Below are 25,307 nucleotides of genomic sequence, written 5' to 3' on the forward strand. Positions count from 1 at the left end.
CAGGGGGCGGGTTGCGCAGGCCTGGTTAAGCTATCGCTCGTCCTCCTTCCACGGCGCCTGCAGATACCGCGTGCGGTTGAAGGTTTCCAGCCACTCCGGGCAGAACACCACCAACGCACTGATCACCGTGCCGTTGATGAATGCCTCGGGGAACATCATCAGCCACAGGTAGCCAACAAAGTCGCCAAGCCACTCCGGCATGGCGAAGCGCCCGTTCAGCCACAGCAAGCCCAACCCGGCCGACAGGCAGGCCAGTACCGTCAGCGCTGCGGGAAAGAAGCCGGAACAGAAGATATACACGAACAGGTTTCTGGGTTGGGCACGCTCGACCCCTATCGCACACGCCTCGGCAACCAGTACCGGCAAGCCAACCAGCAACAAGCCATTGATCCCCAGCGCGGCCAGGTCCTGGCGCCCGAGTATCAGCAAGCCGATCTGAGCCATGAAACCGCCCAGCACGGCCAGCGGCCAGTCGAGCAACAACGTCACCGCCGTCATGCCGATGAAGTGGTACGACACGCCAGTATCGAAATCGCGCCTTACCAGCCACAGGGCGAACAGGCAGAACACCGTGCCGAACAGCAGGTGCTGGCGGCGCCGGTCGGTGAACAGCTCTACCCAGCGCACCTGGCTGGCTGCCCAGGTCAGCAACGGTACGTAACCCAGCCAGCCAAGGGTAAGGGTGGTGCCGGACAATACCTGCGCGCTGATCACCTGAACAATGCCCCCTGGCTTCCTGTGGACAAGGCCGAGTCTACACCTATTCTCCATTTCATTCGGCTGCGGGCAGCAACGCTCCTCGCCATCAGCGCCGCGCGGGGCTTTGGCCTGGTGAATTCGCAGGGCGTGCAGCAGGGGCCAATGCTGCGCTGATTTATACGCACAAACAGCATCTTACCGTCATCGATTAGCGTCTAAGCTTGTCCCATGGATGACTCAGACTACCTGCGCCTGCTTACTATCCAGGCCGAACAAGCCAATGCCTTTCTCTCCAACGCCCGCAAGTGGGAACGGGAGCGTTGGGTGTGCCAACGCCTGTTGCAGGGGCTGAACATCCCCTATCGCAGCGAGGACTTCACCCCGGCCGGCCAGGAGCCGCCGGATGTGCTGTTTCGCGATGCCGCCTTCGAGGTCTTTTTCGTGCTCGACGAGGGCCGCCGGTTGAACGATGAATGGCGCGAAGAGCTGCAGCGCCGCCGCAGTGCGTTTTCCCTGGCGCAACTGGTGCGCCGCGAAGCGCGCCCGCGGCGCATCAGTGCCAGCGAACTGCTGGGGCGCCTGGCGCCGACCTTGCGCAAGAAGGCACACAACTACCGCGAACGCGGGCTGGAGCTGAACGAGCTGGACATCATCGCCTTCGCCAGCCTCAAGCGCGAAGTGCTCGACCTCAACACGCACTTCCCGCCACCCACCGAATACCTGCGCCAGGGCTGGCGCTCGCTGTCGCTGGTCGGGCCAACCTTCGCCCGGGTGCTGTTCGCTCACCCCGATGCGCCGGACTTCCTGCGCGGCAACCTGGGGCGCAGCATCGTGTTCGACGTGGGCATCAGTCTTTGATCCAGTGCAGCGAGTGTTTGCGATGGCGTACACTCGGCGTCAGAGATAGAAAGCATTATCATTTGTTTCAAGCGCCTACGTGAACGCTGTAGCGTTTGCGCAGTCACAAACGTCTACCTGACGAGGCCCCACCATGACCAGCCGCCTGAATCCGGAAGATCAGCGTCGTGTCGATGAGTATCTGCGAGCCCCCCAGCACCAAGTCGAGCGCAGGCCCTTCCGGCCGTGGCTGCTCCTTGTGCTGGTGGTGGCCGTGACCATCGGGTTGGGCCTCATCAGCCGCCTGCTGAGTGGGCTGGTGCTATGAGCTGCTTCGCGCTCGCCCTCCCCTCGCGCAGTTTGCGGCAGGCCCCTTGGGCCACGAATTCCGTAAACCTTATGAGATATTCCCATGACTCATCGCATCGTGATTGTCGGCGGCGGCGCCGGCGGCCTGGAACTGGCGACCCGCCTGGGTAAAAGCCTGGGCAAGCGCAAGCAGGCCGAGATCACCCTGGTCGACGCCAACCTCACGCATATCTGGAAACCGCTGCTGCACGAAGTGGCCGCCGGCTCGCTGAACTCCTCGGAAGACGAACTGAACTACGTGGCCCAGGCCAAGTGGAACCACTTCAACTTCCAGCTGGGGCGCATGAGCGGCCTGGACCGTGAAGGCAAACAGATCCAGCTGGCCGCCACCCTCGACGAAGAGGGCCGCGAGCTGCTGCCTGCGCGTACCTTGGGCTACGACACCCTGGTGATTGCCGTGGGTTCCAATACCAACGACTTCGGCACCCTGGGCGCAGCGCAGCACTGCCTGTTTCTCGACACCCGCAAGCAGGCCGAGCGTTTCCACCAGCAATTGCTCAACCACTACCTGCGTGCCCATGCCGGTGACGTGGCCAGCGAGAAAATCAGCGTGGCCATCGTCGGCGCGGGTGCCACCGGTGTGGAGCTGGCGGCCGAGCTGCACCACGCGGCCCACGAACTGGCAGCCTATGGCCTGGACCGTATCCAGCCCAAGGACATGCACATCACCCTGATCGAAGCAGGCCCGCGCGTGCTGCCGGCACTGCCCGAGCGCATCAGCGTGCCAGTGCACAAGACCCTGGAAAAACTCGGGGTCAAGGTGATGACCAATGCCGCCGTCAGTGAAGTGACCGAAGATGGCCTGAAGACCAAGGATGGCGAAGTGATCAAGGCCAGCCTGAAGGTGTGGGCGGCGGGTATCCGTGCACCTGCCTTCCTCAAGGACATCGATGGCCTGGAAACCAACCGCATCAATCAGCTGGTGGTACGCCCGACGCTGCAGACCACGCGCGACGACAACATCTTTGCCTTCGGCGACTGCGCCGCCTGCCCGCAACCTGGCAGCGACCGCAACGTGCCGCCACGGGCGCAGGCCGCGCACCAGCAGGCTTCGATGCTGGCGCAGAGCCTGAAGGCGCGGCTGGAGAACAAGGCGCTGCCGACCTACGCGTACAAGGACTACGGTTCGCTGGTGTCGCTGTCGCGCTTCTCGGCGGTGGGCAACCTGATGGGTAACCTGATGGGCAGCGTGAAACTGGAGGGCTGGCTGGCGCGCATGTTCTATGTGTCGTTGTACCGGATGCACCAGATGGCGCTGTACGGTTTCTTCCGCACTGCGCTGATGATGCTCGGCAGCAAGATTGGCCGCGGTACCGAGCCGCGCCTGAAGTTGCACTGACAGGCATGCCATAACGGTTGCCTGTACTAGCCCCATCGCCGGCAAGCCGGCTGCCACAATGTACTCACGGACGCCGAGTCCTGTGCTGTACCTGTGGTAGCTGGCTTGCCGGCGATAGCGCCGGTAGCCCTCTCACAAGGCAATCGTCGAGATGAACCGGACAGCCGATACGCTGGAGAAAAATTCAAGGCAAAAGAAAAAGGGCATCTCATTCGAGATGCCCTTTTTACATGGTGGGTCGTGTAGGATTCGAACCTACGACCAATTGGTTAAAAGCCAACTGCTCTACCAACTGAGCTAACGACCCGGAAAATGGTCGGGGTGAGGGGATTCGAACTCCTGACATCCTGCTCCCAAAGCAGGCGCGCTACCGGACTGCGCTACACCCCGAGATTGGCTCCGCGACCTGGACTCGAACCAGGGACCCAATGATTAACAGTCATTTGCTCTACCGACTGAGCTATCGCGGAACTGAACTTCGGTACAACCTTTACTACTTCGAAGCTTGTGTTAGCTTCGGTCTCTTTGGCTATCCGCTTTCGCGTTGTCGCTGCTGAGGCCGGCTATTCTACATTCTTCGTTTTGCTTGTCAACCACTTTTTTTCGTTCAACTTACTGATTTGTAAGTTGTTTTGCGATCCCCGATGTTGCTGGTGATTCGCTTAGTGCCTGACAACGCGGCGTATATTAGGGGCACTCGATTTTAGATGCAAGCAAAAATTTCAAAATTTTCAGAAACTTATCACCGCACCTGCGCCGGGATGAAAAAAGCCCCGCCGTAGCGGGGCTTTCGGGTCAGGCGAAGACGATCTCCTCGCCTTCCACCTTGGCGGTAATCGCCGTACCAGGCATGAACTTGCCTGCCAGGATCAGCTGCGCCAGCGGGTTCTCGATCCAGCGCTGGATGGCGCGCTTCAGCGGCCGTGCGCCATACACCGGGTCGTAACCCACGGCAATCAGCTTGTCGAGGGCTTCCGTGCTCAGGCTCAGCGACAGTTCGCGCTCCTGCAGGCGGCTGCGCAGGCGGCCCAGCTGGATTTCGGTAATACCGGCAATCTGCTCGCGGCCCAGCGGCTCGAACACCACCACTTCGTCGATACGGTTGATGAATTCCGGGCGGAAGTGCGAACCCACCGCATCCATCACCGCTGCACGCTGTGCCTCGCGGTCACCCACCAGTTCCTGGATCTGCGCCGAGCCCAGGTTGGACGTCATCACGATCACCGTGTTGCGGAAGTCCACGGTGCGTCCGTGGCTGTCGGTCAGGCGGCCGTCTTCCAGCACCTGCAGCAGCACGTTGAACACATCCGGGTGAGCCTTTTCCACCTCGTCCAGCAGCACCACCGAGTAAGGCTTGCGCCGTACCGCCTCGGTCAGGTAACCGCCCTCTTCATAGCCGACATAGCCTGGCGGGGCACCGATCAGGCGAGCCACGGAGTGCTTCTCCATGAATTCAGACATGTCGATACGCACCATGGCCTCTTCGGTGTCGAACAGGAACTCGGCCAGCGCCTTGCACAGCTCGGTCTTGCCCACACCGGTCGGGCCGAGGAACAGGAACGAGCCACTGGGCCGGTTCGGGTCGGACAGCCCGGCACGCGAGCGGCGCACGGCGTTGGACACGGCGGTTACCGCCTCGCCCTGGCCAATCACGCGCTGGTGCAGCAGCTCTTCCATCTTCAGCAGCTTCTCACGCTCGCCTTCGAGCATCTTGGCCACCGGGATGCCGGTCCACTTGGACACCACTTCGGCAATTTCTTCCTCGGTCACCTTGTTGCGCAGCAATTGGTTGTCGGCCTTGCCATGCTGGTCGACCATCTGCAGGCTACGCTCCAGGTCCGGGATCACCCCGTACTGCAGCTCGGCCATGCGGCTCAGGTCGCCTTTGCGACGGGCTGCTTCCAGTTCCTGGCGGGCCTGCTCGATCTTTTGCTGGATCTGCGCCGAGCCCTGCACCTCGGCCTTCTCGGACGCCCAGATTTCTTCCAGGTCGGCGTATTCACGCTCCAGCCGGGTAATTTCCTCGGTGAGCTTCTCCAGGCGTTTTTTCGCGGCTTCGTCTTCTTCCTTCTTCAGCGCCTGCGATTCCACCTTGAGCTGGATCAGGCGACGGTCGAGGCGGTCTAGCACTTCCGGCTTGGAGTCGATTTCCATGCGGATACGGCTGGCCGCTTCGTCGATCAGGTCGATGGCCTTGTCCGGCAGCTGGCGGTCGGTGATGTAGCGGTGGCTGAGCTTGGCCGCAGCGATGATGGCGCCGTCGGTGATGGCCACCTTGTGGTGCACCTCATAGCGCTCCTTCAGCCCACGCAGGATGGCGATGGTGTCTTCCTCGCTCGGTTCCTCGACCAGCACCTTCTGGAAGCGCCGCTCCAGGGCAGCGTCCTTCTCGATGAACTGGCGGTACTCGTTGAGCGTGGTGGCGCCCACACAGTGCAGTTCGCCACGCGCCAGGGCCGGCTTGAGCATGTTGCCGGCGTCCATGGCGCCCTCGCCCTTGCCAGCACCGACCATGGTGTGCAGTTCGTCGATGAACAGGATGATCTGGCCTTCCTGCTTGGACAGTTCATTGAGCAGGCCTTTGAGGCGCTCTTCGAACTCGCCGCGGTATTTGGCACCGGCGATCAGCGCGCCCATGTCCAGCGCCAGCAGGCGCTTGCCCTTGAGGCCGTCAGGCACTTCACCGTTGATGATGCGCTGTGCCAGGCCTTCGGCGATGGCGGTCTTGCCGACGCCAGGTTCGCCGATCAGCACCGGGTTGTTCTTGGTCCGGCGTTGCAGCACCTGCACGGTACGGCGGATCTCGTCGTCACGGCCGATCACCGGGTCCAGCTTGCCTTCCTCGGCGCGCTTGGTCAGGTCGACGGTGTACTTGTCCAGCGCCTGGCGCGATTCCTCGGCGTTGGCATCGTTGACTGCCGCACCGCCGCGCAGGTTGTTGATGGCGTTTTCCAGGGCCTTCTTGCTGACGCCCTGGCCGAGCAGCAACTTGCCGAGCTTGCTGTTCTCGTCCATGGCAGCCAGCAACACCAGCTCGCTGGAAATGAATTGGTCACCCTTCTGCTGGGCCAGGCGGTCGGCCTGGTTGAGCAGACGCGCCAGGTCCTGCGACATGTTCACGTCGCCGGTCGGGTTCTGGATTTTCGGTAGATGGTCGAGTTCTTTCACCAGTGCCTGGCGCAGGCTGTTGATGTCGAAGCCTACCTGCATCAGCAGCGGCTTGATCGAACCACCCTGCTGCTCGAGCAGCGCCTGCAGCAGGTGCACGGGCTCGATGGCTGGGTGGTCCATGCCAACGGCCAGGGACTGGGCATCGGATATGGCAAGCTGCAGCTTGCTGGTCAAACGGTCTATTCGCATGGGATACCTTCCTTTAAAGGGCAGGTCGGAGCGATGGACAGCGCCTGTTGATGAAGAAACCTGCCTGAGATGACCTTATAGATAAGGCTGATTGTGGAAGATTCAAGCGTAGCGGGGTTGACCAAAGTCAACCTGTTGGATTGGTGGTGGGGCAATCGCGGATAAATCCGCTCCTACAGGTTTCGCGCTCCCTTGTAGGAGCGGATTTATCCGCCAGAGGCCAGGCTAACGTGGGTCCAGCCAGACCAGCGAGGCGAAGCGCCCACCCTGCGGGGTGCGCCGATAAGAGAAGAACCGCTCGTCGCTGACCGTGCACCAGCCACCGCCATAAACGGCCGTTACCCCACGCCCCGCCAGGCGAATGCGCGCCAGCTCATAGATGTCGGCCATCAGCTTGCCCGGCCGCTCGCCAGCGACAAAAGCCCGCGCCGCTTCGGGGTGCACCGCGGTAAAGGCATCGCGCACCTCCAGGCCAACTTCGAAGGCCTGCGGCCCGATTGCCGGCCCCAACCACACCAGCACCTCTTCAGGCGGCAATGCCAGGCGGTCGAGCGTGGCTTCCAGTACACCCCCGGCCAGCCCGCGCCAGCCGGCATGCGCCGCCGCCACGCGGGTACCGGCACGGTCGCAGAACAGCGCCGGCAGGCAATCGGCAGTCATCACCGAGCAGGCAATGCCCGGCTGGTCGGTCCAGCTGGCGTCGGCCTCGGCCACCACGGCCGGGTCGGCATCGGCCACCACCCGGCCATGTACCTGCTTGAGCCAGGCCGGCTGGATGGCGAACTCGTCGCTCAGGCGGCGACGGTTCTCGGCCACAGCAGCCGGGTCATCGCCAACGTGGTCGCCAAGGTTGAAGGTTTCATAGGGCGGCAGGCTGACGCCGCCCTGGCGAGTGGTGACGCAGGCCCGCACCGAGGCCGGGGCCGGCCAGTCGGGAAACAGCAGCGTCTGCGTCAGGCCACTCATCCGATAAAGCTCTCGCGGTCCTGGTTCAGCAGCGACAGCAACCAGACGAAGTCGTCCGGCAGTGGCGATTCCCACTTCATGACTTCACCGGTAATCGGGTGGGCCAATGCGAGGAAGCGCGCATGCAGCGCCTGACGCGGGAAGGTTTTCACTGCCTCGACCATGGTAGGGCTGGCAGCCGGCGGAATACGGAAGCGGCCACCGTACGTCTGGTCGCCGACCAGCGGGAAACCCACATGCGCCATATGCACGCGAATCTGGTGGGTACGACCGGTTTCCAGCTTGACCCGCACGTGGGTGTGCGAGCGGAAGCGCTTGAGCACACGGTAGTGGCTGACCGCTGGCTTGCCGCCGTCGGTGACGGCCATGCGCTGGCGCATGCCGCCATGGCGACCGATCGGGGCATCGATCTTGCCGCCAGCTGTCACCACGCCAATCACGATGCACTCGTAGATGCGGCTGACCTTGCGCGCCTGCATCTGCTCGACCAGCCTGGTCTGCGCCTGCAAGGTCTTGGCCACCACCATCAGGCCGGTGGTGTCCTTGTCCAGGCGGTGAACGATACCGGCGCGCGGTACGTTGACGATGTCCGGCACGTGGTGCAGCAAGGCATTGAGCAGGGTGCCACTGGCATGCCCGGCGGCTGGGTGCACAACCAGCCCGGCAGGCTTGTTGATCACCATGATGTGGTCGTCCTCGTAGACGATATCCAGTTCGATATCTTCTGCGACCCACTCACCCTGGGCCTCTTGCTCGGCCTCCAGGATAAGCTGCGAGCCACCATGGACGAGGTCTCGAGGGCGCACCACCGCGCCATCGACCGTCAGGCGGCCCTCTTTGATCCACGAAGTTAGCCGCGAACGCGAGTACTCGGCGAACAATTGGGCGGCGACCTGGTCGAGGCGTTGACCGCCCAGTTCGGACGGCACCTCTGCGCTAAGTTGAATGATCTCGGACATGCTCGATTCGGCGGGCGCACAGCCTTTGGTTTCGGCTGCGAGCTTGTGGTTAAATACGGCTTCTTTTGTCCCGGGGTTGGCCGGGGCGCTCATCATAACAGGACGGCACCGCCCAAGACAGCGGCCGTCAAAGGGACGCAAGCCGCCATGCAAGTGAAACACCTGCTGCTGATCGCCATCCTCGGGCTCACCGCGGCCTGTTCCTCCAATAAGGAAGTCATTGACGAGAACCTCAGCGAAGCCGAGCTGTACCAGCAGGCGCAGGCTGACCTGGACAACTCCAGCTACACCAGCGCCGTGAACAAGCTCAAGGCCCTGGAGTCGCGCTACCCGTTCGGCCGCTATGCCGACCAGGCGCAGCTCGAGCTGATCTACGCCAACTACAAGAACTCGGAGCCCGAGGCCGCCAAGTCGGCCGCCGAGCGCTTCATCCGCCTGCACCCGCAGCACCCGAACGTCGACTACGCCTACTACCTCAAGGGCCTGACCTCGTTCGACCAGGACCGTGGCCTGCTGGCGCGCTTCCTGCCGCTGGACATGACCAAGCGTGACCCGGGTGCCGCCCGCGACTCGTACAACGAGTTCGCCCAGCTGACCAGCCGTTTCCCCAACAGCCGCTACGCGCCTGATGCCAAGCAGCGCATGATCTACCTGCGCAACCTGCTGGCCGCGTACGAAATCCATGTGGCCGACTACTACCTGAGCCGCCAGGCCTATGTCGCCGCTGCCAACCGTGGCCGCTACGTGGTGGAAAACTTCCAGGAAACCCCGTCGGTCGGTGATGGCCTGGCGGTGATGGTGGAGTCGTACCAGAAGATGCACCTGGACGAACTGGCGGCTACCAGCCTGGAAACCCTCAAGCTCAACTACCCGGACCACCCGAGCCTGGTGGATGGTGAGTTCCAGCCCAAGCAGACCGAGTCCGACGGCCGCGGCTGGCTGTCCAAAGCCACCTTGGGCCTGATCGAAACCGACACCCCGCTGCCGCCGGGCGAAACCCGCGCCAACCAGGATGTGGTCAAGCAGTTCCAGGACGCGCGCGACGAGATGCCGCAAGAGCTGCTGCCGAAGGACGAGAATGGCGACCCGATCGTGCCGGAAGGGCCGAAAGAAGCCGAGCAAGACCGCTCGTGGTTCAGCTACATGACCTTTGGCCTGTTCGACTGATCTGCTGCGGTAGGTGAAAGGGAGGCCTTGGGCCTCCCTTTTTTATTGGCCGCGTCCTAGACTGTCGACTTCTTCAACCGACAAGCTGGACACCATGGTTCGCCTACTTTTCTGGATCGCCCTGATCGCCGCCGCGTTCTGGCTGTGGCGCAAATTCAAAGTCAGCCAGCAGTCGCACCCCGAGGCCAAGCTGGATGCACCGCTGAAGATGGTGCGCTGCGCCCATTGCGGTGTGCACCTGCCCAATGACCGGGCACTGCAGCGGGACAACGAGTGGTACTGCAGCCAGGCGCACCTGCAGCAGGGGCCGGGGCAGCCCCGATAATGTCAGCCCAACCGCCCCGCTGGCGCATACGGCGCCGGGTCGATGATCGGCTCGGCCCCGGTTAGCAGATCGGTGAACAACTGGCACGAGGCTGGCGCCAGCACCAGGCCATTACGGTAATGCCCGCAGTTCAGCCACAACCCTGCATGCCCGGGCACCGGCCCGATATACGGGATGCCTTCCGGAGAACCCGGTCGCAGCCCAGCCCAATGCGCCACCACCTCTGCCCCTTCGAGCCCTGGCAACAATTCCACGGCCGACGCCCGCAGGCTTTCCAGGGCGTCAACGGTGGGGGTCTTGTCATAACCGGCATGCTCCAGCGTGCTGCCGACCAGAATATGCCCGTCACGCCGCGGAATCGCATAGCGCCCTTTGGCCAGCACCATGCTCGGCAGGAAGTCTTCGGCACACTTGAACAGGATCATCTGTCCTTTCACCGGCTCCACCGGCAGTGCGAGGCCAAGCGTGCGCAGCAGCTCGCCACTCCAGGCCCCGGCGCTGAGTACCACCTCATCCGCCGCCAGCACGTCGTCGCCCGTCTGCACACCGGTCACCCGCCCGTCGCGCTCGACGAAGCCGGTAATCTGGCAATGCTCACGCAAGGTCACGTTGGGCAGCGCCAGCAATGCCGCCTTGAGTGACTTCACCAGGCGCGGATTGCGCACGTTGGCCACGCCGGCCATGTAGATGGCCCGGCAGAAGCCTGGGCCCAGTACCGGTACCGCATCATAGGCCGCAGAAATGTCCACCGCACTCAGCGGCCGCTGTTCGCGCGCGGCCCAGGCCAGCGCTTCGGCTTCGTCGTCGAGGTCGAGCCAGTACAGGCCGGTGGTATGCACTTCAGGGTCGACGCCAGTACTGGCGAACAGACGCTCGCCCAGCTGTGGATAAAAGTCCTGAGACCAGTGCGCCAGGGCCGTCACTGCCGGGCTGTAGCGCCACGGGTACAAAGGCGAAACGATGCCTCCACCGGCCCAGGACGACTCGCGGCCGACCTCGCCCTGGTCACACACCACCACCTGCCCGACCTTCGCGGCCAGGTTGAACGCCGTCAGCAGGCCGATCACCCCGCCGCCGACCACCACTACTCGCTTGCTCATCTGTCGATCCAACATCTGAAGTAATTACGCGATGCACTCGGCATCATTCAACCTTCAGCTTCCCCAGCAGTGTTCGCTGTCGCCAACGGCGCCCGGATTGCTCCGCACACCGGCCTGGTCGAGCTGGAAATCACCACAGCGATCCTGCGCCATCAGTGCGCCCGGCAGCCGCCGGGCGCGCAGCTTGAAAGTGTCGCTGTCGCGCTGGACCTGCAGGCGGTAGTAGCGGTTACCCACGGGCAAGGCCGGCTCGCCCTCGGCGTACTGGCCGGTGAGCACGCGATGGCGCTCCAGGCGCAGGGCGGCATCGTGCAGCAGGCCGACTACCTCGCTGCGTGCAGCGCGCCGGAGCTGGTCGTTGTAACTGGGGTAGGCAATGGCTGCCAGAATGCCGGTGACCGCCAGCACAATCAACAACTCAATCAGGCTCAAGCCTTGCTGCATGTCAGTCTCCTTGCAATCTTTGCCGCCAGGCAATGCGCCGTGCGCTGTCGCCGGCCACGGCGTAGACCGCCTCCAGTACATAGCGTGGCTGGGCCTGCAGGCTGACAGCGGTAACCCTGAACAGGACGACCTGCTGCCCTTCCGGCATGTGCGCAGCGCGGCTGCTCGGCCCAAGATTCTGCAACTGGAAATAGCCCATGCGCGTGCGCTGCCATTGCCCAGCCAGATCATGCGGGCGGACCGGGGGCGAGCACGCATCACAAGGGGCAGGCGGCGCCCGATGCACCTCGCCCTCCCCTGCCAGCAAGGTTTCCTCGGCCTGCTCCAGCGCCAGCAGGCCATCGCTCAGGTAGCCGGCCATTCGTGTTTCCACCAGCGCCGCGCGCAGGGCAGAAGTTGCCAGCAGGCCTGACAGCATGCTCAATAGCAGTGCCAGCAACAGGACCAGGCCACGCTGGCGGTTCATGAGGCAGGCACCGGGTTGCGGATTGCCACGCTCAGCTCATGCCGCTGTTCGAGCCCGAGCTTCGGTTCGTACAGCGTCAGGGCAATGTCTATCCGCTCTCCCTTCGGCATTTGCACACGCTCGAGACGCATCGCCTGCACGTTCTCGAGCAGCGGCTGGAACGCGCTTTCACCGCGCTTGAACCTCAGCTTGGTGCCTTGCAGCTGATAGGTATACCTGCTGACTGGATGCACCACTGGATAGCCCGCCTTTCGCTGCGCCTCCACGAACACTGTGCTGAGACAGTCGGTATGCAAGAACCAGTCTGGCGCCCCGGCCTGGCCGGGCAACTCTGCCACCACCAGGCTGAGGGTGGTGCCTTCGATTTCCAGCGGGCGGGCGAATGCCTGCCGTGCTGCCACATCGCCGAAATCACCAGGCTGCAGACGCAAGCAGCCGAACATGCCCGCCATGCGGATATCCTGCGCCATGCGCAGCAGTGCCAAGCGCGCCTCGTCCTGCATGTGAGCTGCCGTACTCTGCAGTTGCCAGCTCTGATGTGCCGAGACGAAGACCTGGCTAGCCGCCGCCAGCAGCATCAGGCCGAGCGCCAGGGCCATCATCACCTCATGCAGACCAAACCCACGCTGGATGCGCTTCACTGCCGCCTCCGTTCTTGCTCGCTGTGCGCCGCCATTGCTCCCTGCCCATCGCGGCGCGCGCCTTCCACCGTCTGCAATGCCTGCAGTTGCAGGCTTGCCGCTGCGAACAGGCCCACTGCCACTACCACCACCGCCAAAAGCACCTCCAGCAGTGTCATGCCGCGTTGAACTGCGTGCATCCCTGCACCTCCTGAGACTTTTCCTGCAATCACCTTGAACTCGGGCGACTGGTGCTCCTGTCCAACGACCGAGAAGCTATAGCCAAGCACTTCCAGGGAGGAATGCACGGTGAAGCAACGCGGCGTAACACTGATTCAAATGTTGTCGGCCTTGGCAGTGGCAGCTCTGCTGACCCAGCTCGGCATGCCGGCCTACGCCCGGTTGAGCGATGACTTGCACAGGGCAGCTGCCGCCCGCGACCTGGCGCAGGCCCTGCGCAGTGCGCGCAGCCATGCCATGTTGCAAAGCCAGCCGGTGCTGGTGCAGCCGTTGGACGGTAAGTGGGGGAACGGTTGGCGGGTGCTGCTGGAACATAACCAGCAAGTGCTGCGTGAACAGCGTCTTTCACGGCCGCTGGAGATTGCTGGCAATCGTGACGGGCAGGTGAAATTCAGCGCGCTGGGGGTTCCGCTGGGCCCAGGCAACCAGTTGCTGGCTGCCACGCTGCGTGTTTGTGAACGGTCGTCAGGCGATAGCCGCTATAAGGTGGTGCTGGCATCGACCGGCAGAATCAGGCTGGATACAGAGGCCGGCCCGGACACCCAGTGTCCGGCTGCCCAGCGCTGAACCGGTCGTAGCCACCTATTGCCGGCAAGCTAGCCCCCACCGGCAGCCACAGCGTCCAAGGCTTGTGCGCTACCCGTGGGGGCTGGCCTGCCAGCGATGAGGACGGGACAGGGTCACGTCAGATCAGCGAACGAACCCGCAGCTCTTTGGGCATGGAGAAGGTGATGTTCTCTTCCCGCCCATCCAGCTCTTCGGCGCCCGTAGCGCCCCAGGCCTTGAGCTGCTCGATCACGCCACGCACCAGCACTTCCGGGGCCGAAGCGCCGGCGGTAATGCCGATTCGCGCCTTCTGCTCGAACCAGCCACGTTGCAGGTCTTCGGCGCCGTCGATCAGGTAGGCCGGGGTGCCCATGCGCTCGGCCAGTTCGCGCAGGCGGTTGGAGTTGGAGCTGTTCGGGCTGCCGACCACCAGTACCACGTCGCACTCGTCCGCCAGTTGCTTCACCGCATCCTGGCGGTTCTGGGTGGCGTAGCAGATGTCGTCCTTGCGCGGGCCGCCGATGTTCGGGAAACGTGCGCGCAGGGCGTCGATGACGCGGCTGGTGTCGTCCATCGACAGCGTGGTCTGGGTGACGAAGGCCAGGTGGTCCGGGTCTTTCACCTGCAGGTTGGCAACATCCTCCTCGTCCTCGACGAGATAGATGGCGCCACCGTTGCTGGCGTCGTACTGGCCCATGGTGCCTTCGACCTCCGGGTGCCCTTCGTGGCCGATGAGGATGCACTCACGGCCATCGCGGCTGTACTTGGCCACTTCGATGTGTACCTTGGTCACCAGCGGGCAGGTGGCGTCGAACACTTTCAGGCCACGGCCAGCGGCTTCCTGGCGCACGGCCTGGGAAACCCCGTGGGCGCTGAAGATGACAATGACGTCGTCCGGCACCTGGTCCAGTTCCTCGACGAAGATGGCTCCACGGTTGCGCAGGTCTTCCACCACGAACTTGTTGTGCACCACTTCGTGACGCACATAGATCGGCGGGCCGAAGACTTCCAGCGCGCGGTTGACGATCTCGATCGCCCGGTCGACCCCCGCGCAGAAGCCGCGAGGGTTGGCGAGTTTGATTTGCATGCTCGGCTCCAGGCTTACAGGGCCTTGACCTCGAGGATCTCCACCTCGAAGGTCAGGGTCTTGCCAGCCAGTGGGTGATTGAAGTCGATGGTCACCTGGTCATCATCGAACGCTTTGACCACCCCCGGCAGCTCGGTGTTGGCGGCATCGTTGAAGATGATCAGCAATCCTTCGGACAGTTCCATGCCCTCGAACTGGGACCGCGGCATGACTTGCACGTTCTGTGGGTTGGGCTGGCCGAAGGCGTTCTCCGGGGCCACTACCACGTTGCGCTTGTCACCGGCCTTGAAGCCGAACAGGGCGTTCTCGAAACCTGGCAGCAGGTTGCCATCGCCCACCTTGAAGGTGGCCGGGGCCTTGTCGAACGTGCTGTCGACAGTGTCGCCGTTTTCCAGGTGCAGCGCGAAGTGCAAGGTGACTTCGGTGTTCTGGCCGATACGGGTGTCAGTCATGGACCGGATCCTCGGACTTCTTGCTCTTGAACATATCCAGCGCCAGCATCACCGCACCAACGGTGATGGCGCTGTCGGCCAGGTTGAAGGCCGGGAAGTAATGGCGGTTCTGCCAGTGCACCAGGATGAAGTCGACCACATGGCCGAGCACCACCCGGTCGTACAGGTTGCCGATCGCACCACCCAGTACCAGCGCCAGCGCCACCGCCAGCCAGGTCTCGTTGCGCCCCAGGCGCTTGAGCCACACCACCAGCACAGCGCTGACCACCACGGCGATCAGGGCGAACAGCCAGCGCTGCCAGCCGGAGCTTTCCGCCAGGAAGCTGAAGGCCGCGCCGGTGTTGTAGGCCAGGGTCCAGCTGAAGTAGTCGGGAATCACGACGATCTGCTGGTACATGCTCAGGGCATTGTTGAAATACAGCTTGGTGGCCTGGTCGAGGACCAGGACCAGCAGGCTCAACCAAAGCCATGCAAGGCGCCCGAAGCGCCCCGCTGCAGGGTTAGGCATAGTGGCGCACCTCACCCGAACCGCTCAGGTTGTCGACGCAACGGCTGCAGATTTCCGGGTGCTCCGGATGGCTGCCGACGTCGGCGCGGAAGTGCCAGCACCGGCCGCACTTGGCGTGGCCGGACTTGACCACCTTCAGCTTGAGGCCTTCGACTTCGGTGGCCACGGCTTCGGCCGGCGCCTGGGCGAACGGCACCACGCTGGCGGCCGAAGTGATCAGCACGAAGCGCAGTTCGTCGCCCAGCTTGCCCAGGTCGGCGCTCAGGCCTTCGTCGGCGTACAGGGTGACTTCGGCCTGCAGGTTGCCGCCGATGACCTTGGCGGTACGCTGGTTTTCCAGCTCCTTGTTGACCGATGCCTTCACTGCCATCACGCGGTCCCAGTAGGCGCGGTCCAGCTCGGTGCCTTCCGGCAACTCGCTCAGGCCCTCGTACCAGCCATTGAGCATCACCGACTCGTTGCGCTCACCCGGCAGGTACTGCCAGATTTCGTCAGCGGTAAACGCCAGGATCGGGGCGATCCAGCGCACCAGCGCCTCGCTGATGTGGTACAGCGCGGTCTGGCAGGAACGGCGAGCGACACTGTTGGCGCCGGTGGTGTACTGGCGGTCCTTGATGATGTCGAGGTAGAAGCCGCCAAGTTCCTGCACGCAGAAGTTGTGCACCTTGGAATACACGTTCCAGAAACGGTACTCGCTGTAGTGCTCTTCCAGCTCGCGCTGCAGCAGCAGGGTGCGGTCGACTGCCCAGCGGTCCAGCGCCAGCATGTCTTGCGGGGCCAGCAGGTCGCGCGCCGGGTCGAAGCCGGACAGGTTGGACAGCAGGAAGCGTGCGGTATTGCGGATACGACGGTAGGCGTCGGCGCTACGCTGCAGGATCTGCTCGGAAACGGCCATCTCACCGGAGTAGTCGGTGGCAGCGACCCACAGGCGCAGGATGTCGGCACCCAGGGTGTTGTTGACCTTTTCCGGCTCGATGGTGTTACCCAGCGACTTGGACATCTTGCGGCCGTTCTCGTCGACGGTGAAGCCGTGGGTCAGCAGTTCGCGGTACGGCGCATGGCCGTCGATGGCGCAGCCGGTCAGCAAGGACGAGTGGAACCAGCCGCGGTGCTGGTCGGAACCTTCCAGGTACAGGTCGGCACGTGGGCCGGTGGCGTGGCCGATGTCGTGCGAACCACGCAGCACATGCCAGTGGGTGGTCCCCGAGTCGAACCACACGTCGAGGGTGTCGGCGATCTTGTCGTATTGCTCGGCCTCGGCGCCCAGCAGTTCGGCAGCGTCCAGCTTGAACCAGGCCTCGATACCTTGCTGCTCGACGCGCTTGGCCACTTCTTCCATCAGCTCGACGGTGCGCGGGTGCAGTTCGCCGGTCTGCTTGTGCAGGAAGAACGGGATCGGCACGCCCCAGTTGCGCTGACGCGAGATGCACCAGTCCGGGCGGTTGGCGATCATCGCGTGCAGGCGCGCCTGGCCCCAGGCGGGTACGAACTTGGTGTCCTCGATGGCCTTCAGCGCGCGCTCACGCAGCGGCTCGCCAGTGGACGGCTGCTTGTCCATGCCCACGAACCACTGCGCGGTGGCGCGGTAGATCAACGGGGTCTTGTGGCGCCAGCAGTGCATGTAGCTGTGGCTGATGGTTTCGGTGTGCATCAGCGCACCGACTTCGCTCAGCTTGTCGACGATGGCCGGGTTGGCCTTCCAGATGAACTGGCCGCCGAAGAATGGCAGCGAATCCACATACACGCCGTTGCTCTGCACCGGGGTGAGGATGTCGTCGTTGACCATGCCGTAGCGCTTGCAGGTTACGAAGTCGTCTTCACCATATGCTGGCGAGGAGTGCACCACGCCGGTACCGGCGCCCAGCTCGACGTAGTCGGCCAGGTACACCGGCGACAGGCGGTCGTAGAACGGGTGACGGAAGTTGATCAGCTCCAGCGCCGAACCCTGGGCGGTGGCGATGACCGAGCCTTCCAGGTTGTAGCGCTTCAGGCACGATTCGACCAGTTCTTCGGCCAGCACCAGCAGGCGTTCACCGGTATCCACCAGGGCGTACTTGAACTCCGGGTGGATGTTCAGCGCCTGGTTGGCCGGGATGGTCCACGGGGTGGTGGTCCAGATCACGATGGCGGCCGGCTTGGCCAGCGCATCAAGGCCGAACGCGGCAGCCAGCTTGGCCTCATCGGCAACCGGGAAGGCCACATCGATGGTCTGCGATTTCTTGTCGGCGTACTCGACTTCGGCTTCGGCCAGCGCCGAACCGCAATCGAAGCACCAGTTCACCGGTTTCAGGCCCTTGAACACGAAGCCTTGCTTGACCATCTCGGCCAGGGCGCGGATTTCACCGGCCTCGTTGGCAAAGTTCATGGTCTTGTACGGGTTGTCCCAGTCACCCAGCACACCCAGGCGGATGAACTCGGTCTTCTGCCCTTCGATCTGCTCGGCGGCATACTCGCGGCACAGCTCGCGGGTGCGGTCGGCAGACAGGTGCTTGCCATGGGTGACCTCGACCTTGTGCTCGATCGGCAGGCCATGGCAGTCCCAGCCCGGTACATACGGCGCATCGAAGCCGGCCAGGGTCTTGGAACGGACGATCATGTCCTTGAGGATCTTGTTCAGCGCATGACCGATGTGAATCTTGCCGTTGGCATAGGGCGGGCCGTCGTGCAGGACGAACTTGGGACGATCCTTGCCAATTTCGCGCAGCTTCTGGTACAGGCCAATGCTGTCCCAGCGCTGCAGGATCTGCGGTTCGCGCTGAGGCAGGCCGGCCTTCATGGGGAAGGCGGTGTCCGGAAGGTTTAGCGTGGCTTTGTAGTCGGTCATTTCAGGCTCTTCGTTAGCGGTTGAGCGTGCCAATGTGCACGTGCGGCGGCGATATCCGCATCGATCGCCGACTTCAGCGCCTCCAGGGAGGCGAAACGCTGCTCTTCGCGCAGCTTGTGGTGGAACTCCACCGTCAGGCGCCGGCCATACAGGTCGCCGGCATAATCCAGCAGATGAATCTCCAGGTGCGGGCGCCCGTCACCGGCAACGGTGGGGCGCACGCCGATATTGCCGACACCCGGCCAGGCCTTGCCGTCGATCTCGATGCTGGCCAGGTAGACCCCGGACAGCGGCACGCGGCGGCGCTTGAGCTGGATGTTGGCCGTCGGTGTACCGAGCTGGCGGGCCAGCTTCTGGCCGTGCAGCACGCGGCCGCTGATGCGGTACGGGCGGCCCAGCAGGTGCTCGGCGAGTTCGAAGTTGCCTTCGGACAGCGCCTTGCGCACTTCGGTGCTGCTGACCCGCAGGCCGTCCTGGATCACCGTGTTGGCAGCCTCGACGGTGAAACCGTACTGCTTGCCGGCATCGACCAGGAAGGCAAAGTCGCCAGCGCGATCGCAGCCAAAGCGGAAGTCATCGCCCACTTCGAGGTGGTGTACCCCCAGGCCGTCGACGAGGATGGCCTTGACGAAGGCATCGGCGCCGAGCTGGCTCAGGCGCTGGTTGAATGCCAGGCACAGCACCAGGTCGATGCCTTCGGCTGCCAGTAGCTCGATCTTGTCGCGCAGGCGGGCCAGGCGTGCCGGCGCGGTGTCGGGGGCGAAGAACTCGCGTGGTTGGGGTTCGAAGATCACCACGCAGGTTGGCAGGCCCAAGGCCTGGCCGCGCTCGCGCAGGCGCGCCAGGATCGCCTGGTGGCCGCGGTGAACCCCGTCGAAGTTGCCAATGGTGGCGACACAGCCCCGGTGCTCGGGGCGCAGGTTGTGAAGACCTCGAACCAGCTGCATAACGCGCTTCTTGCTCATAAAGTGGCCGATTATAACCACACCCGGGCGCCGGTGACAGGCAGCAGCGCCCAAGGGCGGCATGGAATGCGAAAAACCGACGCCTGACCCACCCGCTGCCTCAGTGCAAGGCCTTGCGGGCGAAATGCCGGGGCCGGAAGCCGCACAGGTACAGGCAGCCGAAGTAGCTCACGACGCCGGCCAGTACCAGCACGCCCAGGCGTACCAGGCGCTCCAGCATGCTGCCTTGCTCCCAGGCCGGCAGGAAGTGCATGCCAGCCAGCAACACCGCCGACATCAGCCCTACTGCCAGCAGCAGCTTGAACAGGAACATCGCCCAGCCTGGCTGCGGCTGGAACAGTTGCTGGCTACGCAGCTTCCAGAACAGCAGGCCGGCATTCAGGCAGGCTCCCAGGCTGATCGCCAGTGCCAGGCCGGCATGAGCCAGCGGGCCGATCAGGGCCAGGTTGAACAGCTGGGTGCAGACCAGGGTGAACACCGCGATCCTCACCGGCGTGCGGATATTCTGCTGCGCATAGAAGCCCGGGGCCAGTACCTTGACCAGAATGATCGCCAGCAGGCCCACCGAATAGGCAATCAACGCCCGCTGGGTCATGGCCGCGTCGGTGGCGGTAAACTTGCCGTACTGGAACAGCGCCACGGTCAGCGGCTCGGCGAGGATGGCCAGGGCCAGGGTGCAAGGTAGTACCAGCAGGAAACACAGGCGCAGGCCCCAGTCGAGGATCCGCGAGTACTCTTCGCGGTCCTTGTTGGCGTAAGTCTTGGCCAGGGTCGGCAGGAGGATGGTACCCAAGGCCACGCCCAGCACACCTGAAGGCAGCTCCATGAGGCGGTCGGCGTAGTACATCCACGACACCGAACCGGCCACCAGGAACGAGGCGAAGATGGTGTTGATGATCAGCGAGATCTGGCTCACCGACACCCCGAGGATCGCCGGCAGCATCTGCTTGAGCACCCGCCACACTCCGGTGTCGCGCAGGTTCAGGCGCGGCAGCACGAGCATGCCGATCCGCTTCAGCGCTGGCAGCTGGTACAGCAGCTGCGCCAGGCCTCCGGCCAGCACACCCCAGGCCAGGGCCATGATCGGCGGGTCGAAGTACGGCGTGAGCAGCACGGCGAAGGCGATCATCGCCACGTTCAACAGGGTCGGGGTGAAGGCCGGTACCGAGAAGCGGTTCCAGGTATTGAGGATGGCCCCGACCAGCGAAGACAGCGAGATCAGCAATATATAAGGAAATGTCACCCGCAACAGGGCGGTGGTCAGCTGGTACTTTTCGGCACTGTCGACAAAGCCTGGCGCGGTGGCCCAGACCACCCACGGCGCAGCCAGGATGCCGATGGCGGTCACCAGCGCCAGGACCAGGGTCAGCAGGCCGCTGACGTAGGCGACGAAGGTTCGGGTGGCCTCCTCGCCTTGCTGGGTCTTGTATTCCGCCAGGATCGGCACGAAGGCCTGGGAAAATGCGCCTTCGGCGAAAATGCGCCGCAGCAGGTTGGGCAGTTTGAACGCGATGAAGAAGGCATCGGTGGCGATGCCGGCACCAAAGATACGCGCCAGGATAGTGTCGCGGACAAAGCCCAGCACCCGCGAAATCATGGTGATCGAGCTTACCGCAGCCAGGGATTTGAGCAGGTTCATCGAAAAGATTCACGCCAGGGGCAGAGGACGCTGCCAGACAGCGTCCGAATGTGCGATACTCCCGCGCCTTCGCAGGGGAGCCAAAAATTCCCGAGTTTACAGGTCGCGCAGCAGAAAGGAATCTTTCCATCCTGTTGGCGCACCGCTCGGCGGAACCTTGCAGGTGGCCTTGACATCCGTTCGACTGATCGGCATGATTCGCGGCCTATTTTGTTTGCTATTTACCTAAAGTCTTTCGAGGAGCTCGACGGTGGCCAACACACCTTCCGCCAAGAAACGTGCAAAACAGGCTGAGAAGCGTCGCAGCCACAACGCCAGCCTGCGTTCCATGGTCCGCACCTACATCAAGAATGTAGTCAAAGCCATCGACGCAAAAGACGCCGAAAAAGCGCAAGCCGCTTACGTTCTGGCTGTGCCTGTAATCGACCGTATGGCCGACAAGGGCATCATCCACAAGAACAAGGCTGCTCGTCACAAAGGCCGTCTGAATGGCCACATCAAGGCGCTGAAAGAAGCTGCAGCTGCCTAAGCGACGCGCTAGTCGAAAAACCGACCCTAGGGTCGGTTTTTTGTTGCCTGCGATTTATGCTTCAGCACTACCCCATCGCCGCACCGTTTCTCGCAGGTGCGGCCTTGCGTTGCGATCGGGCTGCGTTGCAGCCCGTTCGCGACACACTGCCACTCCTACAAAGAAGCAAGCCAGTGCTTGCCGGCATTACTTGGCTATCTGAATCTTCGGCGCCCACTTCAGCCATTCTTCCTCGGCCTGGTCGAACAGGGCAAAGGTCTGCTGTGGCCGCGCCGGGCTCCCCATCTGTTCGCCATCCGGCGTGGCAAAGGCGATACCGCCGTCGATCAGCGTCTCCACCGACTCGGTACGCACCGTAGCCCCCTTGAACAGCCCCCAGTCGAAACCGAAGCCACTGCTGTTCCAGAAGCGACTGCCACTGCGCACCAGTGCCGCATAGCGCGGTTCGATCAGGATATGAATCAGCACGCGGTCCGCACTCTGGCCCAGTTCGAAGCCTGTCACCTTGCCCACCGTGACTTCGCGGTAGGTCACCGGCACGCCCGGCTTGATCGAGCCACGGCGCGGCGCGCTTAGCGTCAACGGCAGACCCACTTCCGGTCCAGCCACTTGCGGGGCCTCGGCCAGTGCAATGAAGTCACGCTGCGGGCCACGATCCTTGGCTGCCGGCTGCACTTCCAGGTATTGCCCGCCTACCAGGGTGTCGAGATTCTGGGTGCGCACCAGGCCAAAGGCCGGCTTGACCACCCAGAACTGCGTGCCGACCCGGGCAATACGGTCTGCGGCTTCGGTAATACGTGCCCGCAGCAATACCGCCTGCAGGTCATCCGTGAGGTCGACGCTCTCGATGCTGCCTACATCCAGGCCACGGAAGCGGATAGCCGTACCCGGCTTCAAACCATCGGCACGGTCGACGCGGATGGTGACCAACGTACCCGCGCGGTTGGCTGCTTCCTGGCTGTCATGCAGACGGAAGCGCGGAATATGGCGTTTGAGCGCCACATCGGGTCGCGGCGTGTCGAAGGCAATACCACCGGCCATCAGCGTCTGCAGCGACTCACTCTTGATCTTGATGCCGGACAGGCCGCCGCTCAGCGTGATACCACTGACGTTCCAGAAGCGCGACGAGCCGTTGACCAGCTTTTCGTATTCCTTCTCGATATGCACACCAATCAGGATGCGGTTGCTGTTACGCGCAAACTGGTAGCTCTGCACGCTACCCACCTTCACCTGGCGATACATCACCGGGCTACCGATCTCCAGCGAGCCCAGGGTGTCGGCGAACAACACCATGTGTAGGCCAGGCGCCTTCAGATCGAGTGGCGGGGCCTTGGCACGGGCCTCGAACTCACGCTCGGGCCGTGCGCCTTTCTCGCCGGGTCGGATAGCGATGTAGTTGCCTTTGACCAGCGCTTCCAGGCCGGTGATGCCCGCCAGCGAAATCGATGGTTTGACCACCCAGAACTGCGTGCCCTCGACCAGGTAGTCCTCGGTCAATGGGTCCAGCGTCAATTCGGCCGATGCACTGGCCAGGTTGTCTTCCATCTTCAGGGTTTTCAGCGAACCGACCTGGATACCCTTGTACATCACGGGCGTACGACCCGCCTGCAGGCCTTCATAGTCGCTCAGCTTCAGCTTCACCCGGATACCGGCCTGGGCCGCGTCGAAGTCTTCATACAGGCGAAACGGCAGGCTGGAGTCGGTGGGCGGGCTGTCCTTGCGGTGTTCCGGCGTGGCAAAGGCGATGCCACCGGCGACGATGCTGGACAGCGACTCGCTGCGCACCTTCACCCCCGAAAGCGACGCATCGATGCTGACGCCGCTGGCGTTCCAGAACCGTGTGTGCTTACGCACCAGGCTGGCGTATGCCGGCTCGATGAAAACTTTGATTTCGACGGTGCTCTGGTCGTCGGAAAGGCGATAGCTTTTCACCCGGCCGACCTGGATCTGCTTGTAGAACACCGGGCTGTCACGGTTGAGCGAGCCCAGCCGGTCGGCCTTGAGGGTCAGGTGCAGGCCTGGCTCGGTGTCCGATAGCGGCGGTGCCACTTTCAACGCGGTGAAGCGCTTGGTACGTTCACCCTCCCCCGGGCTGACGGCGATGTAATTGCCTGACACCAATGTCTCAAGACCGGAAATACCCGCCAGGCTGACACTTGGCTTCACCAGCCAGAAGCGCGTGCCCTTGGTCAGGTGGGGCTCGGCAGCCTTGTTCATCTCGATGGTGGCGATCACCCCCTGGTTCTCGCCCTTGGCGTCCAGGACCAGACGGGTCACCTTGCCAACCGGCATGCCCTTGTAGATAACCTCGGTCTTGTTGGCGACGATCCCCTCACCCGACTCGAAGCGGACTTCAATTTCCACCCCGGCATCACGGTAAGCCTGCCAGGCCAGCCAGCCACCGATCATCAAGGCGATCAAAGGCAGTATCCAGATGGCCGACCAGTTCGAAGCTGGGCGGGTTTTAGCCGTTGGCAGGTCACTCATGGTCGTCATCCGACTCCGTGTTATCCCAAATCAGTCGGGGATCGAAAGTTAAAGCAGCAAGCATTGTCAGGATCACCACGGTTGCAAAGGCGACAGCGCCCAGGTTGGCTTCGACACTGGCGATCCGGCCAAAATTCACCACCGCCACCAGGATGGCGATGACGAAGATATCCAGCATGGACCAGCGCCCGATGAACTCGATGAAGCGGTACATCAATATCCGTTGCCGCGCCGAAAGCGGCTGCCGACGCTGAACGGAATACAACAGCAGGCCAATACCCACCAGCTTGAAGGTGGGCACCAGGATACTGGCGATGAACACCACTGCAGCAATGGGCACCATGCCATGCTTGAGCAGGGTAATGACGCCGGACATGATGGTGTCTGGGCTGCCTTGGCCGAGAGTACTCACGGTCATGATCGGCAGCATGTTGGCCGGAATGTACAGGATCGATGCTGCGATCAGCAGCGCCCAGGTACGCACGATGCTGTTCGGGCGGCGGGCATGCACGATGGCGCCGCAGCGGGTGCAGGCCTGTGAAGCGCTGTCCGGCTCTTGCCTGTTCAGCTCGTGACATTCATTGCAGACCAGAATGCCTGCATCAATCGCCCGCATGCAGATCCTCCCCCGATAACGCACTCCAGATCTGGTGCGGCGACATGACCACTTCGAGCCATACCTGGATCAACAGCAGGCTGATGAAGCAGAACAGCCCCAGGCCCACGGTCAGTTCGGCCAGGTCCACCAGCTTGACGATGGCCACCAGCACCCCCATGAAATAAACCTCGAGCATGCCCCAGTCACGCAAGTGGTGATAGATGCGGTAGAACAGCAGGCCGTAATCACGCCCGATGTTCAGCCGGATGCTCAACAGTACGGCCAGTTGGCACAGGAGTTTTGCCAGGGGTATGGCCATGCTGCAAAGGAATACCACCACGGCCACGCCGCGCATGCCCGAGTTGTACAGGCCCAACACGCCGCTCCACACGGTATCGTCCGATGTCTGGCCCAGCAGATGCAGTTGCATGATTGGCAGGAAATTGGCCGGCACGAACAGCAGCAGGGCAGTCAGTACCAACGCCAGGCTACGGTTGACCACGTTGTGCCGGTGGGCATAAAGCTCGTAGCCGCAGCGCGGGCACAGGGCCTTTTCATCATGCTGGAGTACAGGCTTGCGCAGCAGCAAGTCGCATTCATGACAGGCAACCAGCTCGTCCAACGGCAAGCGGGCCAATGATTCGGGTTCGACAGGGTTGGGCATATAGCGCTTCTGCATAGGTGCGTGGGGCTATTCTAGTGTTCTTGCCCGGATAGTGGGAGGCGACATGACAGCAGCTTGCGCAATCGGTGTAGGTGCGTGATGTTTTGGCCACGCAAA

Annotated in this window: 25 protein-coding genes and 3 tRNA genes; 7 read left to right on the forward strand and 21 right to left on the reverse strand. The window is 63.0% G+C overall.

What is annotated here, in order from left to right; genetic code table 11:
• Positions 1–30: 30 nt before the first annotated feature.
• Positions 31–771 carry an energy-coupling factor ABC transporter permease gene (locus HU760_RS21175; RefSeq protein ID WP_186673991.1) on the reverse strand — a complete coding sequence of 247 codons (741 nt, stop codon included), beginning with the start codon at positions 769–771 and terminating at the stop codon, positions 31–33.
• A gap of 156 nt (positions 772–927) precedes the next feature.
• Here HU760_RS21175 and HU760_RS21180 point away from each other — a divergent pair, with 156 nt between their 5' ends.
• The 3 genes from HU760_RS21180 to HU760_RS21190 all read left to right on the forward strand — a co-directional run bounded on the left by HU760_RS21180 (position 928) and on the right by HU760_RS21190 (position 3,244).
• Positions 928–1,557 carry a DUF1780 domain-containing protein gene (locus HU760_RS21180; RefSeq protein ID WP_186673993.1) on the forward strand — a complete coding sequence of 210 codons (630 nt, stop codon included), beginning with the start codon at positions 928–930 and terminating at the stop codon, positions 1,555–1,557.
• A gap of 133 nt (positions 1,558–1,690) precedes the next feature.
• On the forward strand, positions 1,691–1,864 hold the full coding sequence (locus HU760_RS21185) for a DUF3094 family protein (protein ID WP_013970765.1): 174 nt from the start codon (positions 1,691–1,693) through the stop codon (positions 1,862–1,864).
• Between the two features lie 84 nt (positions 1,865–1,948).
• On the forward strand, positions 1,949–3,244 hold the full coding sequence (locus tag HU760_RS21190) for an NAD(P)/FAD-dependent oxidoreductase (RefSeq protein WP_186673995.1): 1,296 nt from the start codon (positions 1,949–1,951) through the stop codon (positions 3,242–3,244).
• A gap of 231 nt (positions 3,245–3,475) precedes the next feature.
• Here the strand turns inward: HU760_RS21190 and HU760_RS21195 are convergent.
• The 6 genes from HU760_RS21195 to rluD all read right to left on the reverse strand — a co-directional run bounded on the left by HU760_RS21195 (position 3,476) and on the right by rluD (position 8,529).
• Positions 3,476–3,551 (reverse strand) — tRNA-Lys (locus tag HU760_RS21195).
• Positions 3,552–3,557: 6 nt separating this feature from the next.
• Positions 3,558–3,634: transfer RNA gene (locus tag HU760_RS21200), tRNA-Pro, on the reverse strand.
• Positions 3,635–3,638: 4 nt separating this feature from the next.
• Positions 3,639–3,714 (reverse strand) — tRNA-Asn (locus HU760_RS21205).
• A gap of 325 nt (positions 3,715–4,039) precedes the next feature.
• Positions 4,040–6,604 carry an ATP-dependent chaperone ClpB gene (gene clpB / locus HU760_RS21210; RefSeq protein WP_186673997.1) on the reverse strand — a complete coding sequence of 855 codons (2,565 nt, stop codon included), beginning with the start codon at positions 6,602–6,604 and terminating at the stop codon, positions 4,040–4,042.
• A 225-nt stretch (positions 6,605–6,829) separates the two neighbouring features.
• A complete protein-coding gene (gene pgeF / locus HU760_RS21215; protein ID WP_186674006.1) occupies positions 6,830–7,570 on the reverse strand; it encodes a peptidoglycan editing factor PgeF in 741 nt (246 codons plus the stop codon).
• Complete coding sequence (gene rluD, locus HU760_RS21220) at positions 7,567–8,529, reverse strand: 23S rRNA pseudouridine(1911/1915/1917) synthase RluD (protein ID WP_170028155.1); 963 nt, start codon at positions 8,527–8,529, stop codon at positions 7,567–7,569. Before rluD ends, pgeF begins: the two co-directional genes overlap by 4 nt.
• 147 nt (positions 8,530–8,676) lie before the next feature.
• On the opposite strand from rluD, the gene HU760_RS21225 reads away from it, so the two are divergent.
• Positions 8,677–9,696: an outer membrane protein assembly factor BamD gene (locus HU760_RS21225; protein ID WP_186674008.1), complete on the forward strand. Its 1,020-nt coding sequence runs from the start codon at positions 8,677–8,679 to the stop codon at positions 9,694–9,696.
• 94 nt (positions 9,697–9,790) lie between these two features.
• Positions 9,791–10,021: a PP0621 family protein gene (locus HU760_RS21230; RefSeq protein ID WP_186674009.1), complete on the forward strand. Its 231-nt coding sequence runs from the start codon at positions 9,791–9,793 to the stop codon at positions 10,019–10,021.
• Positions 10,022–10,023: 2 nt separating this feature from the next.
• Here the strand turns inward: HU760_RS21230 and thiO are convergent, their stop codons facing one another.
• The 5 genes from thiO to HU760_RS21255 are packed head-to-tail and all read right to left on the reverse strand — an operon-like array spanning position 10,024 to position 12,851.
• Positions 10,024–11,121, reverse strand: a complete 1,098-nt coding sequence (thiO, locus tag HU760_RS21235; protein WP_186674016.1) for a glycine oxidase ThiO — start codon at positions 11,119–11,121, stop codon at positions 10,024–10,026.
• 54 nt (positions 11,122–11,175) lie between these two features.
• The gene (locus HU760_RS21240) at positions 11,176–11,565 is read right to left on the reverse strand and encodes a type IV pilin protein (RefSeq protein ID WP_186674018.1); all 390 of its coding nucleotides are present in this window, start codon (positions 11,563–11,565) and stop codon (positions 11,176–11,178) included.
• A gap of 1 nt (position 11,566) precedes the next feature.
• On the reverse strand, positions 11,567–12,031 hold the full coding sequence (locus tag HU760_RS21245; protein WP_186674019.1) for a hypothetical protein: 465 nt from the start codon (positions 12,029–12,031) through the stop codon (positions 11,567–11,569).
• Positions 12,028–12,672 carry a PilW family protein gene (locus HU760_RS21250; protein ID WP_186674021.1) on the reverse strand — a complete coding sequence of 215 codons (645 nt, stop codon included), beginning with the start codon at positions 12,670–12,672 and terminating at the stop codon, positions 12,028–12,030. Before HU760_RS21250 ends, HU760_RS21245 begins: the two co-directional genes overlap by 4 nt.
• Entirely contained in the window at positions 12,669–12,851 is a 183-nt protein-coding gene (locus HU760_RS21255) for a prepilin-type N-terminal cleavage/methylation domain-containing protein (protein ID WP_186674023.1), read from the reverse strand. The genes HU760_RS21250 and HU760_RS21255 overlap by 4 nt, the downstream gene beginning before the upstream one ends.
• A gap of 109 nt (positions 12,852–12,960) precedes the next feature.
• Here HU760_RS21255 and HU760_RS21260 point away from each other — a divergent pair, with 109 nt between their 5' ends.
• Positions 12,961–13,458 carry a GspH/FimT family protein gene (locus HU760_RS21260; protein ID WP_186674025.1) on the forward strand — a complete coding sequence of 166 codons (498 nt, stop codon included), beginning with the start codon at positions 12,961–12,963 and terminating at the stop codon, positions 13,456–13,458.
• A 118-nt stretch (positions 13,459–13,576) separates the two neighbouring features.
• On the opposite strand, the gene ispH is transcribed toward HU760_RS21260, so the two are convergent.
• The 6 genes from ispH to murJ all read right to left on the reverse strand — a co-directional run bounded on the left by ispH (position 13,577) and on the right by murJ (position 20,912).
• Positions 13,577–14,524, reverse strand: a complete 948-nt coding sequence (gene ispH, locus HU760_RS21265; protein ID WP_186674026.1) for a 4-hydroxy-3-methylbut-2-enyl diphosphate reductase — start codon at positions 14,522–14,524, stop codon at positions 13,577–13,579.
• Positions 14,525–14,538: 14 nt separating this feature from the next.
• Positions 14,539–14,976 (reverse strand): FKBP-type peptidyl-prolyl cis-trans isomerase, encoded by a 438-nt coding sequence (gene fkpB, locus HU760_RS21270; RefSeq protein WP_186674028.1) that lies wholly within the window; start codon positions 14,974–14,976, stop codon positions 14,539–14,541.
• Positions 14,969–15,484: a signal peptidase II gene (gene lspA / locus HU760_RS21275; RefSeq protein ID WP_186674030.1), complete on the reverse strand. Its 516-nt coding sequence runs from the start codon at positions 15,482–15,484 to the stop codon at positions 14,969–14,971. Before lspA ends, fkpB begins: the two co-directional genes overlap by 8 nt.
• Positions 15,477–18,308 carry an isoleucine--tRNA ligase gene (gene ileS, locus HU760_RS21280; protein WP_186674031.1) on the reverse strand — a complete coding sequence of 944 codons (2,832 nt, stop codon included), beginning with the start codon at positions 18,306–18,308 and terminating at the stop codon, positions 15,477–15,479. The genes lspA and ileS overlap by 8 nt, the downstream gene beginning before the upstream one ends.
• Positions 18,305–19,255, reverse strand: a complete 951-nt coding sequence (ribF, locus tag HU760_RS21285; protein ID WP_186674032.1) for a bifunctional riboflavin kinase/FAD synthetase — start codon at positions 19,253–19,255, stop codon at positions 18,305–18,307. The genes ileS and ribF overlap by 4 nt, the downstream gene beginning before the upstream one ends.
• A gap of 118 nt (positions 19,256–19,373) precedes the next feature.
• Positions 19,374–20,912 carry a murein biosynthesis integral membrane protein MurJ gene (gene murJ / locus HU760_RS21290; protein ID WP_186674033.1) on the reverse strand — a complete coding sequence of 513 codons (1,539 nt, stop codon included), beginning with the start codon at positions 20,910–20,912 and terminating at the stop codon, positions 19,374–19,376.
• Positions 20,913–21,162: 250 nt separating this feature from the next.
• Here murJ and rpsT point away from each other — a divergent pair, with 250 nt between their 5' ends.
• Positions 21,163–21,441, forward strand: a complete 279-nt coding sequence (rpsT, locus tag HU760_RS21295) for a 30S ribosomal protein S20 (RefSeq protein WP_003247625.1) — start codon at positions 21,163–21,165, stop codon at positions 21,439–21,441.
• Positions 21,442–21,627: 186 nt separating this feature from the next.
• Here rpsT and HU760_RS21300 read toward each other — a convergent pair whose 3' ends face one another.
• The 3 genes from HU760_RS21300 to HU760_RS21310 are packed head-to-tail and all read right to left on the reverse strand — an operon-like array spanning position 21,628 to position 25,190.
• On the reverse strand, positions 21,628–23,928 hold the full coding sequence (locus HU760_RS21300; protein WP_186674034.1) for a PqiB family protein: 2,301 nt from the start codon (positions 23,926–23,928) through the stop codon (positions 21,628–21,630).
• A complete protein-coding gene (locus HU760_RS21305; protein WP_186674035.1) occupies positions 23,921–24,544 on the reverse strand; it encodes a paraquat-inducible protein A in 624 nt (207 codons plus the stop codon). The genes HU760_RS21300 and HU760_RS21305 overlap by 8 nt, the downstream gene beginning before the upstream one ends.
• Positions 24,531–25,190 (reverse strand): paraquat-inducible protein A, encoded by a 660-nt coding sequence (locus HU760_RS21310; RefSeq protein ID WP_186674036.1) that lies wholly within the window; start codon positions 25,188–25,190, stop codon positions 24,531–24,533. The genes HU760_RS21305 and HU760_RS21310 overlap by 14 nt, the downstream gene beginning before the upstream one ends.
• Between the last annotated feature and the right edge of the window lie 117 nt (positions 25,191–25,307).

Source organism: Pseudomonas oryzicola, assembly GCF_014269185.2.
GTDB lineage: Bacteria > Pseudomonadota > Gammaproteobacteria > Pseudomonadales > Pseudomonadaceae > Aquipseudomonas > Aquipseudomonas oryzicola.